Annotated in this window: 12 protein-coding genes; 1 reads left to right on the forward strand and 11 read right to left on the reverse strand. The window is 47.9% G+C overall.

Translation table 11 applies throughout. From position 1 onward, the window contains the following. Positions 1–2: 2 nt before the first annotated feature. The 10 genes from rpe to pilM all read right to left on the reverse strand — a co-directional run bounded on the left by rpe (position 3) and on the right by pilM (position 9,467). Entirely contained in the window at positions 3–674 is a 672-nt protein-coding gene (gene rpe / locus AKJ31_RS16320) for a ribulose-phosphate 3-epimerase (RefSeq protein WP_053410155.1), read from the reverse strand. Between the two features lie 102 nt (positions 675–776). Further along, entirely contained in the window at positions 777–1,604 is an 828-nt protein-coding gene (locus AKJ31_RS16325; protein ID WP_053410156.1) for a Dam family site-specific DNA-(adenine-N6)-methyltransferase, read from the reverse strand. A gap of 68 nt (positions 1,605–1,672) precedes the next feature. Further along, positions 1,673–3,148, reverse strand: coding sequence for an SPOR domain-containing protein (locus AKJ31_RS16330; RefSeq protein WP_053410157.1), 1,476 nt, complete (start codon positions 3,146–3,148; stop codon positions 1,673–1,675). A gap of 96 nt (positions 3,149–3,244) precedes the next feature. Next, entirely contained in the window at positions 3,245–4,348 is a 1,104-nt protein-coding gene (gene aroB, locus AKJ31_RS16335; protein ID WP_053410158.1) for a 3-dehydroquinate synthase, read from the reverse strand. Positions 4,349–4,378: 30 nt separating this feature from the next. Continuing rightward, positions 4,379–4,897 (reverse strand): shikimate kinase AroK, encoded by a 519-nt coding sequence (gene aroK / locus AKJ31_RS16340; protein WP_053410159.1) that lies wholly within the window; start codon positions 4,895–4,897, stop codon positions 4,379–4,381. Positions 4,898–5,073: 176 nt separating this feature from the next. Further along, positions 5,074–6,783, reverse strand: coding sequence for a type IV pilus secretin PilQ (locus AKJ31_RS16345; protein ID WP_083439989.1), 1,710 nt, complete (start codon positions 6,781–6,783; stop codon positions 5,074–5,076). 23 nt (positions 6,784–6,806) lie between these two features. Further along, a complete protein-coding gene (locus AKJ31_RS16350) occupies positions 6,807–7,322 on the reverse strand; it encodes a pilus assembly protein PilP (protein WP_053410160.1) in 516 nt (171 codons plus the stop codon). Then, on the reverse strand, positions 7,312–7,902 hold the full coding sequence (locus tag AKJ31_RS16355; RefSeq protein ID WP_053410161.1) for a type IV pilus inner membrane component PilO: 591 nt from the start codon (positions 7,900–7,902) through the stop codon (positions 7,312–7,314). Before AKJ31_RS16355 ends, AKJ31_RS16350 begins: the two co-directional genes overlap by 11 nt. Then, positions 7,895–8,482, reverse strand: a complete 588-nt coding sequence (locus AKJ31_RS16360; protein ID WP_053410162.1) for a PilN domain-containing protein — start codon at positions 8,480–8,482, stop codon at positions 7,895–7,897. Before AKJ31_RS16360 ends, AKJ31_RS16355 begins: the two co-directional genes overlap by 8 nt. After that, a complete protein-coding gene (pilM, locus tag AKJ31_RS16365; protein ID WP_053410163.1) occupies positions 8,472–9,467 on the reverse strand; it encodes a type IV pilus assembly protein PilM in 996 nt (331 codons plus the stop codon). Before pilM ends, AKJ31_RS16360 begins: the two co-directional genes overlap by 11 nt. A 140-nt stretch (positions 9,468–9,607) precedes the next feature. On the opposite strand from pilM, the gene AKJ31_RS16370 reads away from it, so the two are divergent. Further along, positions 9,608–12,121 (forward strand): penicillin-binding protein 1A, encoded by a 2,514-nt coding sequence (locus AKJ31_RS16370; protein WP_053410164.1) that lies wholly within the window; start codon positions 9,608–9,610, stop codon positions 12,119–12,121. 52 nt (positions 12,122–12,173) lie between these two features. On the opposite strand, the gene oxyR is transcribed toward AKJ31_RS16370, so the two are convergent. Beyond that, positions 12,174–13,076: a DNA-binding transcriptional regulator OxyR gene (gene oxyR, locus AKJ31_RS16375; protein ID WP_053410165.1), complete on the reverse strand. Its 903-nt coding sequence runs from the start codon at positions 13,074–13,076 to the stop codon at positions 12,174–12,176. Positions 13,077–13,180 lie beyond the last annotated feature (104 nt).

Consider the following 13,180-nt stretch of genomic DNA (forward strand, 5'->3'; position numbering starts at 1 on the left):
AATTATTTTACCTCTGCTAATTGTGCGCGCATTTGGTCAATGACCTGTTTGTAATCTGGCTGATTAAAGATCGCAGAGCCCGCGACAAACATGTCTGCGCCCGCTTCCGCGATTTCTTTGATGTTGTCGACCTTAACGCCGCCGTCAATCTCAAGACGAATATCACGGCCAGATTCATCAATCATCTTACGCACTGCACGAAGCTTGTCTAATGTATTTGGAATAAAAGATTGACCGCCGAAGCCTGGGTTTACTGACATCAGCAGAATCATGTCCACTTTGTCCATAATGTACTCAAGGTGGCTAAGCGGTGTTGCTGGGTTAAGAACCACACCCGCTTTACAGCCGTGCTCTTTAATCAGTTGCAGCGTACGGTCAACGTGTTCAGACGCTTCGATATGGAAAGTGATCATCGATGCCCCCGCTTTGGCAAAGTCAGGAACAATGTTGTCAACTGGCTTAACCATCAAGTGCACATCGATTGGTGCCGTGATGCCGTAGTCACGGAGTGCTTTACAGATTGGCGCACCAAAAGTCAGGTTCGGTACATAGTGGTTATCCATAACATCAAAGTGAACCACGTCCGCACCCGCTGCGAGTACTTTTTCAACGTCTTCGCCAAGGCGAGCAAAGTCTGCAGACAAAATGGATGGAGCGATAAGGAAATCTTTCATACCTGACCTCTAGAGTAAATGGCATCATTGCACTGAGTAATTGTTGCGCGCAATTCTACCTAAGCTAGAGGTCAGATGGTAGGTAAACGAAGAGAAATGTGATTATGCGTGTTCGGCTGGTTTAAACAGTGCCAGCAGTTCATCCACTTTATTTCGGCCCGCTCCGTTGCGGCTGATAGTACGTTTTACTTTCACCACGTTGAGCTCCGCGCCGTGATACAAGCGGCGTGTTAGCGTTGTATCGTGGTTTGAGATAAGTACCGGAATACCACGCTCTGTCGCGGCCTTCTCGGCGACATCCGCCAACGCAGCTTGGTCGTCCAACGTAAAACCGTTCCCTGAGTAGGACGTAAAGTTTGCCGTTGTCGATAGTGGCGCATACGGCGGATCGCAGTACACCACACTGCCTTTGCGGGCACGAGAGAAGGTTTCTGGGTAGCTTTCACAAACAAACGTCGCTTTTTTCGCTTTTTCAGCAAAGAACTCCAGCTCAGCTTCCGGGAAGTAAGGCTTTTTGTACGAACCAAACGGTACGTTAAACCCGCCTTTTTTGTTGTAGCGGCATAGACCGTTAAAGCCAAAGCGGTTCATGTAGAGAAAAGCCAGCGAACGGTACATGATGTCATCGGTCGCGTTGAACTCAGCGCGAACATCGAGATAAGCTTCTTTTCGGTTGTTCTCAGGAATAAACCAACGCTTCGCTTCAGAGATATAATTTTCTGGCTTATCTTTCAGCAGGTTATACAGATTGATAAGATCTGGGTTGATGTCCGCCAGCAAATACTGCTCATAGTCAGTATTGAGAAATACAGAACCAGCACCAACGAACGGCTCCACCAGCTTTCGCCCTTCAGGCAAATAACGCTGGATATCTTCGACAAGTCCGTATTTTCCACCCGCCCATTTCAGGAAGGCACGCTGTTTCTTCATCTACTGCTCTATTTATCAACCGAAAATTAAGGCTGCGGAATGTAACATATTTTGCGACTAATCTCAGGCTATTTTCCACGCTCAAGTTCACGGTGTACTTGGCTTAAGGATTTTGCCCACGGTTCGAGCTTCTGCAAATCGGCAGATAAGCTGCTGACCGCGTCTCGCGCCGCCTGAATGGTCGGGAAGTTATCGTAGGTCACGATGTACCAATCCACATCGTTACGCACCGTTGGGTAGACGTAAACTTTTTCGCTCAACTGGTAGCGGTCAAGAAACGCCTGCACATCTTCGAGTTCGTTGACAGCCGCCAGCTGCAAGGTGTAGCTGCGAGCAGAAAAGCTTAAGAGTTGTTCCTTAGCGAACGAGAACTGAATCACTGGTTTGACGGGCGCCTCGTCCACTGCCGTTGTTGTTGGCTGCGCTTGAGGCTGCGGCGGCACCGATTCTTCGACCACTTTCTCAATCTCGCTGGTGTCAGCTTCTTCCGGCTTTTCTTCCAATAGCGCATCGACCACTTCTGAAGTGATCACCACGCGTTGATGTTCTTTGTTTGAATCTCCGACGCTGGTCACTTCTTCGGTTACGGCTGGCGGCAGAGCCTCGGTATCATCGTCTGCGTTCGCCAACGACGGGTCGACTACTTCTTCTGGAGAAATCACGCCCAAAGCATCGGCATTGTCTTCTGGCAACGTTGGAATGACGGTCTGTTCACTTGATTGGGTAATTTGCTGCGCTTTGTCATCCGGCGATGGCTGTGACATCATCCACCAGTAACCACCGCCTATCAGCAGTAGCAAAGCGAGTACGATGAGCGCGATGTTAAGCGGAGAGCCAACAATCGAGCGAATTATGATCCTCTTTTCCACCTTGTAATCCCCTAAAGCCATGATTTCACCCGGACGCCGAGCAACCGCGCGATACGCGTTACGAACTCGTTTTTCTAAATCATCTTCGACAAAACGAATCACCAACTGCTCAAAGAAACGGTCGGCCTCTTGCTGCGAAAACGATTCGATTTCTAACTCTATCGGTTTTTGCTCTTGTCCATAACTCAAACGCGCCAACTGGTTCTCTAACCCCTCAGCTGCGCCAGTGCGGGTAAACAGCACGACGTTGACCGTCCACAGAGCGTTCTGCTGAGACTCTAATACCAGCATCCATAGCTCAGAAAGCAAAGTCTCGGATAACAAATGCGCGTCATCTATCGCAATAACCACATCACAAGCTTCGCCATCCATTAAGTGAATAAAGGAATCGATGAGCGAATCTGCTGGATTGAACAGTGGTTCAGAAACCAGTTGAGAAAGAATGGTCAAACGACGTTGTGCGTCGTCTTGGTTAGCAAAACACATCAACAAGGATTGATTCTTATCGGGAGCCCAAACCTCTAAGTAGCGTTGAGCCAGCCAGGTTTTTCCTGCGCCTTGAGCTCCAGTTACGGTGATCAAGTTCGATCCAAAACGTGTTAACAGTTGCAAACGCTCCAGCAACTCTCGCTGGGAGTCCAACTCCAACACATGTGAATCACGCATCATGCTCATTTCGCCACCTTATAAAGACCTATCAATACCAACTTAACTGCGCCAAAAGACACTTTACCGCGTCGTGAGCTAAGCGGGTATCAATAGAGACAAAGATTAGAGATCGCGCCCAAAATCAATTGCTTGCTCAATGATCGATTCAGGAACACCTTTGATCACTTCCGCAGTACCAATGCTTGTCGGTAGTACCAGTCTCAGTTCGCCCGCGAGCACTTTCTTGTCGCGCATCATGTGTTTCATGAAATCAGCAAACGTCATCTGTTGCGGGGTATGAATCGGCAACTGAGCTTGCTTTAGAATCGCAATGATGCGTTCAAGTTGCTCAACAGAGATCAAGCCTTGCAACTGAGCCGTTTTCGCCGCCATCACAGTGCCAGCCGCAACCGCTTCACCGTGCAGCCAGTTTCCGTAACCAAGTTCCGCTTCGATAGCATGACCAAATGTATGGCCTAAGTTCAGTAAGGCACGGATACCCGACTCTTTCTCGTCTTGCGCCACCACGTCGGCTTTAATCTGACAACAGCGTGCAATCGCGTAAGTCAGTGCTTGTTCGTCCAGAGCGTAGAGCTTATCGAGGTTCTCTTCTAACCACACGAAGAACTCTTGATCGTAGATGATGCCGTATTTGATCACTTCAGCGATGCCAGCGGCAAACTCTCGTTTGGGTAATGAGGCTAGGCAATCAGTATCGATAATCACAGACTTTGGCTGATAAAAAGCGCCAATCATGTTTTTACCCAGCTTGTGGTTAACCGCCGTTTTACCACCCACTGAAGAGTCCACCTGTGACAGTAGTGTGGTTGGGATTTGGACAAAGTCGACACCGCGCTGGTAACACGCCGCAGAAAAGCCAACCAAATCACCGATAACACCGCCACCCAGAGCGACAATCACGACATCACGGGCATAGTTGCCTTCCAACAGGAAGCTCATGACAGTGTTAAAGGTTTCGAGAGACTTGTATTGCTCACCGTCAGGTAGCTCAAGTAGTGAGGCTTCACAACCTTGCTGTTCGAGGAGTGAGATAATTTTATCAGCGTAAAGCGGGGCGACCGTGACATTACTGATCACAACAACTTTCTGTTTTGCTGATGAGTTAGAGCGGTTTAAAAATGAAAGGTGGGCCGGATCATTAAATAATCCGGCGCCAATTGAAATGGGATAGCTACGTTCGCCTAAGCTGACCGTAATCCGTTCCATGGTGCTTCTCCAGTTACTAAAATAAACGTATTAACGTTCTTCTAGCATTTTTACAATCTGGTTGGCTACCACTTTTGCACTTTGATCGTCCGTACGTACTGTGTAATCCGCAATTTCTTCGTACAGTGGATTACGCTCTTCAGCTAAATTTTCCAGTACATCACGTGGATTGTCAGTTTGTAGCAGAGGACGCTTCTTGTCACGGTTAGTACGTGCAAGTTGCTTCTCGATAGTTGTTTCAAGGTAAACAACAATACCGCGAGCCGATAGACGATTGCGGTTTTCTTTGCTCTTGATAGAGCCGCCGCCAGTAGCAAGTACGATACCCTGCTCTTCTGTCAGGTCGTTGATTACCTTCTCTTCGCGAGCGCGGAAACCCTCTTCACCTTCCACATCGAATACCCAAGCGATATCTGCACCAGTACGCTCTTCGATCACAGTATCAGAATCAACAAACTCCATATGAAGCTGTTGGGCTAAATGTCTACCTATTGTGCTTTTGCCGGCGCCCATCGGGCCAACAAGAAAAATATTGCGTTTCTCAGCCATGTTTAGCAGTAATTTACAACGTTAATTCAATGACATCGCCACAAGAACACCAGCGTCTCGCTGGGATTAGAAATGCTTGTGGCACCTATTCCTCACAGATAATTCGTGATAAGACCCGAAATTATCTAGATATGGTGCCACTAATGCAAATTTATTTTTTTGCTGAACAGTTTTACTTATTGAATAACAACCTTAGGTGTTACAAAAATAAGCAGTTCGCTTTTCCCCATCGATTGATAGCTACGACGGAACAAGCCACCCAGCAATGGTAAATCACCCAACAGCGGCACTTTATCGACCGTATCGGTCACGTTGTGCTGGAAGATACCGCCGAGTACCACCGTCTCACCGTTATCCACCAAAACTTGGGTGCCGATACGCTGCGTATTGATGGATACGGCTTCACCAGTGCCCGTTTTTACCACTTCACCCGGTCTATCCTGAGTCACGCTTAAATCGAGCACTAAGCGGTTGTCTGGCGTGATTTGCGGCGTTACTTTTAAACTCAGCACTGCCTTTTTAAATGCGATACTCGTCGCACCGCTCGACGATGACTCCAAGTATGGGATTTCCGTACCCTGTTCAATGTAAGCCGGCTTCTTGTTGGTGGTGATCAATCGAGGGCTCGAAATCACTTCCGCTTTTGATTCACGTTGCAGCGCAGAAAGCTCTAAGTCTAGCAGTAAATCAGAACCTAATTTGGCGACCTGAAATGCGATTGACGATGCGTTGCTCGCTGAAGCGGCTAAGTTGACGTTAAGGAAATCATCGACCGTGCTGTCGCCCTGAAGCAATCCAACTTGATCGAGGTTACTTTCAATCGAACCACCCGCCGTAGTGCTGCCGTTTGTCGAGCTAAAGCCCCAGCGAACACCTAATTCATCCAAGTTACCTTCACTGACGCTGACAATACGCGCTTCGATTTGAACCTGTTTGACCGGAATATCCAAGGTATCGACGATTTCACGGATAATATCGATGTTCTCTTTGAGATCACGAATCAGCAACGCGTTGGTGCGCTCATCGACACTCAACGAACCACGCTCTGAAAGCATACTCAACGCGCCATCGCCACCGATCATTTCAGCAATTTCTGACGCTTTTGCGAACTTCACTTTGATGATCTCAGACGTTAGATCGCCCAATTCTTCCTCTAAACGCGCTTTTTCCATCGACTGTTTCTCGCGCAAGTCCAACTCTTCGGTTGGAGCGACCAACACCACATTGCCGTCGACACGTTTATCTAAGCCTTTAACCTGCAGGATAATATCCAGCACTTGCTGCCAAGGTACACCATCCAAACGCAAGGTTAGGTTGCCCTGCACCGAATCTGACACCACCAAGTTGAAGTCGTTGTAATCGGCAATCAACTGAAGCACGTTTCTGACCGGGATATCTTGGAAGTTAATCGAGATCTTTTTCCCTTCTTTTTCTAGCACGCTCTTTTGTTTAGGTGTGTCTTGGTCTTTCGGTTTATTGATCACCACTTCTAGGTAGTTACCGTTTAGCGAGTAGTCGTAATCGTATTCACCGTTAATACTCGCAACCAGCAAGGTACTCGGCTGTTTACGGAACACTTCAATAGACTCGACGTTAGTTGCAAAGTCTTTCACGTCGAGCAAGTAGATTTTTTCATCCGGTACATCGGTGTTAAGTAACTCAATACTCAACCCTTCTTGTGCTTTTTGCACATCGACCGCGACACGTGGGTTCGCCAGTTGCACAATGATTTGAGCGTTCTGTTTGTTGTCCACTCTAAAATCAATGTTCTCTAGCTTATTACTCTCTCCTTCTTGCGCTGCATGGGCGGCAGAAAGCCCTATTCCTATCACTAGCAACATGACTTGGAGCATGTACCTATACAATTGCTTCATTCCTTTATTCATGATTTCATCTCAACCTACGACATCTATTTAAGCGCTAACTTGACGTTACGTTTATTCCAACAACCTAACCCGTCGGGAAGTGTTTCATTAATCTGTAAAAACTTATCTGTCACTCGCGTGACCTTTCCATTGTTCAAACCGATATAGTGGCCAGCATTGACGCGTACCACGTTACCTTTTGGTGTTTGTACCAACGCGGATACTTGGCCGTTGCCACTCATCACCCCGGTCAAACGCAGTTTGCTCAGCGGGTATTTCTCCAACTTACCGCTCTTAACCCGTTTCACTGGCTGCCAACAATCTTTCTTCGCCACCGGTTGATTCAATACCAACGCCGCTTGAGGCAACACAAAAGGTTCACGCTGTTTGTGAGCGAAATAAGTAGAAGTTTTGAAGTCGATGACTGGCTTCAGCGCTACCACATCCTTGCGCGCTTTACGCTCCACTTGTGCGATGTAATCATCGAGAGGCTCTTGGTTCGCCTTACAGCCCACCAACACCAACAGCAGTGATATCACCGTCAGGCTTTTACTTTTCATCTTCTACCTCCGGCTTAAATTGGTAGGTATAAGCGCGAACACGAAAGTGCAGCGTGCTACTTTCCTGACTGACCCGCTGCCAATCGATATCATCGAAGTTGATGATTCGCGGCAATTCGGCGATGGCCTGTGTAAAGTCGCCAATGTTGTGATAGTCCCCAGTCAGCTCGATATTGAGCGGCAAACGATAGAGAAACTCTTGGTTTTGCTTTTCGCCCCAGTCGATTCGGGTAAAAGTGAGGGAGTTTTTCAGCCCCACCTCGTTCACTGACGCCAACATATTGGCCAGTTCTTTTTGCACCGGAAGCTGACGCGACAGGTAATCGTAACGCTCTGACAACTCATCCAATTGTTCTTTGAGTTTTGGCAGTGTCGCCGCTTTATTGGCTTTGATCGCGACGGTAGTTTTCAGTGTTTGTTCTTTTTGCGCTAACCCTTCTAACGCTTCCAGTTGCGGCTTCAGGAAAAACCAATAGCCCGCGCCCTGTAAAATCAGCACCATCAATACCACCATGACAACTTGCGGTATCAGCGGCCATTCTGGGATTTCTTCGAAATCTAATTCGGTGTAGTTAGCCATTGTTCACCTCCTGGGCAGGAATCGGTGTCGGTTTCGCAGGAATAAAAGAAAACGAGACGTTAAAGGTTTGGAATTTTTTGCCAAACCTGCGCTTACCGTGCACGATTGAGTGCATTTCCACATTGCCGACTAACGGCGAGCTCTCTAAGTTGTCGAGCATGGTCGCTAAACGTGATGTGGTATCACTGATGCCAGAAAGACGAATATGGGTGCCATTCATTTTGATTTTGTCGACATAAACGCCTTCTGGGATCAGAGGCGGTAATAAGTTCATAAAATCAGTTGGCTTATTGCGCTTCATCTGCAGTTTTTCCACCACCGCCAGACGGGTTAACAGCGCTTTGTGTTCCTGCTCGACCTTCTTCAACGCTTCGATCTTTCTATCTAGTTCAGCGATATAGGAGTTGAGATACTGCAGACGAGCTCGCTGATCGTTCGCCTGTCCCTCGATATACACCCCCATTCCCCACTGCAAAATAAATGCAGCCAAAAGGCCGAGTACGACGATGCCAAAAAAACGATTCTTATGACGCGCACGCAGCTCGTCACGCCAAGGAAGTAAGTTAACGCTATGCAGCATGGGTTTGCTCCATCCAGTTCAATCCTCTTAACGCCAAGCCCGCCGCAGTTGCGTAAACGTGGCCAGAGCTAAGTTGACCATTCGCTTTTGCACTACTGGCGTCAAACAGGTTAAGTGGATTTAGTACTTCACATTCGATATGTAAGCGTTTAGCGATCTCTTCGCTCAACATCGGCACGCTCGCACCTCCACCCGATAACCAAATTCCTTCAATCTCGACGCCATGAACCGAAGTCAGCAGTTGAATATTGCGTTGCAGCTTCTCAACCAATCCATGAACAAAGCGCTCGCTCTGTCCATGCATCACGTGTTCTAACTGCTCATCACCTTCCATCAACTGTGTACCGAGCGGAATGTCTTTACAGAAAGGGGCTTTGTCTTGCAGATCCATGCACACTGAGGACTGGCTCAACCCAACGTCGAGCAGTAACCAATTTGGCTTTTGCTGTACGCGTGAGGCGATTTGCCAGATATGGGTTAGGCTGTGCGCTTGAATCTCAACCAGCAAAGGTTGATAACCCGCTTTGGTGACGGCTTGAACTCGACTGTCTACGACCTCTTTTTTCGTCGCATACACTTGGTAGCTACTCATCGTCTGACCACTGCCAGATTTGGGTAGCTCGATAAAATCCAAGTTCAGTTCCTCAACAGGAAACGGAGATTGATGTGAAAAAGCCTGAACTATCGCGAACTCGCGTTCTTGTGTATCAAGTTCGCTATCTATCTGTAATACTTTACTAATTACAGCGTTATCAGGGATCGCGAGTGCGACTTTACGACTAAATAGTGGTAAGGACTTCCTTAGTTCTTTGAGTTTCTTTACAATTTTCTGATAATTTAGCAGGTGGTTATCAGAGAAAATGTCTGCTTCGATTGGTAGCTCTTGATAACTAACAAGTGTAAATGTGCCTTTTGAGGGCTTGAGAGCAACCGCCTTGATACTGTGGTGACCAATATCAACGCCTATAACTAGAGATTTACCCATACAGCTTCGCTCCATGCTTTGCTTAGCTCTATGTGCTTAAATTGAAAGTTTTCACACGCACATTAACCAAAAGAGCTAAGGTTTTAGCTTAAAGTACAAGGGTTTGCATAAAGTGAACCTAATTAATCAGGGATTCTCCGGTGAAGTTCATAAAGCGATTGTTTATATTTACACTGGTTTGCATGATTCTTGGAGTCGGTACAATTTTCGGCTTCTATTTTTATGTCAAACCAGAATTACCCGATGTAGCCACTTTGAAAGACGTGGAACTACAGACGCCAATGCAGGTATTTAGCCGTGACGGCAAACTAATATCTCAGTTTGGTGAGAAGCGTCGCATCCCGGTGACGTACGACGAAATTCCTCAACACCTTATCGAAGCGTTGATTGCGACCGAAGACAGTCGTTTTTATGATCACCCTGGTATCGACCCAATCGGTATTACCCGTGCGGCGGTGGTCGTGGCGCTATCTGGCTCGGCGAAACAAGGGGCGAGTACCATTACTCAGCAGCTTGCGCGTAACTTCTTCCTGTCTAACGAGAAGAAGATCATGCGTAAGATTAAAGAGATCTTCATCGCGATCCACATTGAGCAGCTACTGACTAAGCAAGAAATCATGGAGCTGTACGTTAACAAGATCTTCCTTGGTTATCGTTCATACGGCTTCGGCGCCGCGGCGCGCGTCTACTTTGGTAAAGACCTACAAGACTTGACGTTGAGCCAACTCGCTACGCTAGCGGGTATGCCAAAAGCACCGTCAACGATGAACCCAATTTACTCACTAGAACGCGCGACCAACCGTCGTAACATAGTATTAGCGCGTATGCTGGACGAGAAATACATCACCCAAGAAGAGTACGACCAAGCGCGTTCAGAAGCGTTGATTTCTCGCTACCACGGTGCAGAAATTGAACTCAACGCGCCTTACGTTGCAGAGCTTGCCCGTGCTTGGATGGTGGCACGCTACGGAGAAGACGCGTACACCTCGGGGATGAATATCTACACGACGGTTGACTCTAAACTGCAAGCGGCGGCGAATGAATCTGCCGTCAACAATTTGTTGGCGTACGACGAGCGCCACGGTTACCGCGGCCCTGAGACGGTACTGTGGAAAGATGGTCAAGCTGCATTCGACCAAGAGAAAATCGAAGCGACACTGGCGAAAGTACCGACTTACGGTCCTTTAACACCAGCGGTAGTGACTAAAGTTGACAGCAAAAGTGCGACAGTTTGGGTTAAAAACCAAGGTGAACAAACCATCGAATGGGATGGCATCAAATGGGCACGTAAGTTCCTAACTGATGAGCGTCAAGGCTCGGCGCCAAACCGTGCCAGCGATGTGATGACAACCGGTGAGCAAATCTGGGTTCGTCAGGTCACCGATGCTGCAGAAGGTAAAGAGAGCACTCAGTGGCAGTTAAGCCAAGTGCCAAATGCCAATACAGCATTTGTCGCAATGAATCCTGAAAATGGAGCGGTGTTGTCTCTGGTCGGTGGCTTCAACTTTGTCCACAACAAGTTTAACCGTGCGACTCAGTCTGTTCGTCAGGTGGGCTCAAGCATCAAACCGTTTATTTATTCTGCGGCGATCGATAAAGGCTTAACGTTGGCAACCCTGATCAACGATGCACCGATTAACCAATGGGACCAAAGCCAAGGTACAGCATGGCGTCCGAAGAACTCACCGCCAACTTACGTTGGCCCGACACGCTTGCGTATTGGCCTTGCTCAATCGAAAAACGTCATGGCGGTACGCGTACTGCGTGAAGTGGGCTTGGACGAAACGCGTGAATACCTTACTCGTTTTGGTTTCAACATCGACCAGATCCCACGCTCTGAAACCATTGCCTTGGGTGCTGGTAGCCTGACGCCGATGAAGATGGCGCAAGGCTACTCTGTTTTCGCCAATGGCGGTTACTACGTCGAGCCGTACTACATCGAGAAAGTAGAAGGCCCATTCGGAGACTTAGAGTTTGAAGCGACACCACAAGTTGTTTGCCGTAAAAATTGTCCGAAAGGCGTGACTTCTTTGGATGACTTCCAAGAGCAAGATGTCGACAGCAGTGAAGACATGCCACGATACGCACCGAAAGTACTCTCTGAGCAAACCGCATTTATGGTTCGTGAGATGATGTACAGCAATATCTGGGGCGGTGGTAACTGGCGTGAAGGCACAGGCTGGAACGGTACTGGCTGGCGAGCTCAAGCACTTGAACGTCGCGATATCGGCGGTAAAACGGGTACCACTAACGACTCAAAAGACGCGTGGTATACCGGCTACGGGCCAGATGTTGTTGCGATCTCTTGGGTAGGTTTTGACGATCACAATCGTGCTCTTGGTCGAACAACGCCAAACCGCAATCTAGATGGCAAGCAAGTGTCTGGCGCTGAAGCAGGTGCCAAGACGGCTCAACCTGCTTGGGTAGACTTTATGCGTATTGCCCTTGATGGTGTGCCGGAGCAAGAAAAACAGATCCCGAACAATGTTATTCGTGTTCGTATTGACCGAGACACGGGTTTGCTGACCAACAAGAATGATGAGACAGCAATGTTTGAATACTTCGTCGAAGGCACCGAACCAAAAGAGTACGCGTCGAGCCAATCGACCGACAGTATCTATACTTCGGAAGACGGCACTGAAGAGCTGTTCTAAACCGACTGAAACAAAAAGGGCTGATGTTTACGCATCAGCCCTTTTTTATTTTCTACGCCGCCGCTTGGTACTTAGCGAGCTGCTCTTTTATCGCTTTCGCCAGTTGTTCAAAACGTGCTCTCAGCGGAGAGCCAGGGCGATACACCAACACAATCCGACGCGATGGAACCGGATTAGACGCTTTGATGTAGCAAACGCCGTCTTTTTGTTTCTCTTTTGGCAACGACAGCTCCGGTAACAACGTAATCCCCGCCCCCGCAGCCACCATGTTTCTTAACGTTTCCAAACTCGTCGCCTTAAAACGTTCATCGTCTTTTGCTCCCGCTGCAAAACAAAAGCCCAATGCTTGGTCGCGCAAACAATGCCCGTCACCTAAAGAAAGAACGGTACGTCCTTTTAAGTCGTGCATATCGACTTCTTCTAAATCAGCCCACTCGTGTCCATAAGGTACAGCGACGCTAAGTGGTTCGTCGTAAACATCGATCTCTTTAAACTGCTCGGTTTCCGCCACCGACGCCAAAACCAAACAATCGAGCTTGCCGTCTTCTAACTGGTCAACCAACTGGTTGGTTTGTGCTTCGTGTAGAAACAGTTCTAGTTCAGGGAACTGCTCTTTCAACGCGGGAATGATCCGCGGCAAGATATAAGGTCCAACAGTCGGAATAAAGCCAATGTGCAATGGTCCGGTCATCACCCCATTTTGCCCACTGGCCATATCTTTAAATGTTTTGACTTCGCTGAGAATGCGCTTGGCCTGATCCACCAACTGTAAACCTGAGTCGGTAAACAGCACTCGGCGACTACTGCGCTCTAATAACGCCGTCCCCAGTTCATCTTCCAGCTTGCGAATCTGACCACTTAACGTTGGCTGGCTGACAAAGCACGCCTCTGCCGCTTTACGAAAGTGCTTATGTTCAGCAAGTGCCACCAAGTATTCAAAATCACGAATATTCATTGTCGTTTTCCATATTCAATTAGATAGAAACCACCTATCAAAACCATAACATCAAACGATTAGAGCTATCAAAGAATTTTTTTAATAATGAACTCAACGAAAAG

It is taken from the genome of Vibrio hepatarius (assembly GCF_001274785.1).
Classification (GTDB): Bacteria; Pseudomonadota; Gammaproteobacteria; order Enterobacterales; family Vibrionaceae; genus Vibrio; species Vibrio hepatarius.

What these genes read in the sequence shown, in the direction of transcription:
- rpe (WP_053410155.1), bottom strand. Translation starts at nt 674, where the DNA reads ATGAAAGATTTCCTTATCGCTCCATCCATTTTGTCTGCAGACTTTGCT.
- AKJ31_RS16325 (WP_053410156.1), bottom strand. Translation starts at nt 1,604, where the DNA reads ATGAAGAAACAGCGTGCCTTCCTGAAATGGGCGGGTGGAAAATACGGA.
- AKJ31_RS16330 (WP_053410157.1), bottom strand. Translation starts at nt 3,148, where the DNA reads ATGAGCATGATGCGTGATTCACATGTGTTGGAGTTGGACTCCCAGCGA.
- aroB (WP_053410158.1), bottom strand. Translation starts at nt 4,348, where the DNA reads ATGGAACGGATTACGGTCAGCTTAGGCGAACGTAGCTATCCCATTTCA.
- aroK (WP_053410159.1), bottom strand. Translation starts at nt 4,897, where the DNA reads ATGGCTGAGAAACGCAATATTTTTCTTGTTGGCCCGATGGGCGCCGGC.
- AKJ31_RS16345 (WP_083439989.1), bottom strand. Translation starts at nt 6,783, where the DNA reads ATGAATAAAGGAATGAAGCAATTGTATAGGTACATGCTCCAAGTCATG.
- AKJ31_RS16350 (WP_053410160.1), bottom strand. Translation starts at nt 7,322, where the DNA reads ATGAAAAGTAAAAGCCTGACGGTGATATCACTGCTGTTGGTGTTGGTG.
- AKJ31_RS16355 (WP_053410161.1), bottom strand. Translation starts at nt 7,902, where the DNA reads ATGGCTAACTACACCGAATTAGATTTCGAAGAAATCCCAGAATGGCCG.
- AKJ31_RS16360 (WP_053410162.1), bottom strand. Translation starts at nt 8,482, where the DNA reads ATGCTGCATAGCGTTAACTTACTTCCTTGGCGTGACGAGCTGCGTGCG.
- pilM (WP_053410163.1), bottom strand. Translation starts at nt 9,467, where the DNA reads ATGGGTAAATCTCTAGTTATAGGCGTTGATATTGGTCACCACAGTATC.
- oxyR (WP_053410165.1), bottom strand. Translation starts at nt 13,076, where the DNA reads ATGAATATTCGTGATTTTGAATACTTGGTGGCACTTGCTGAACATAAG.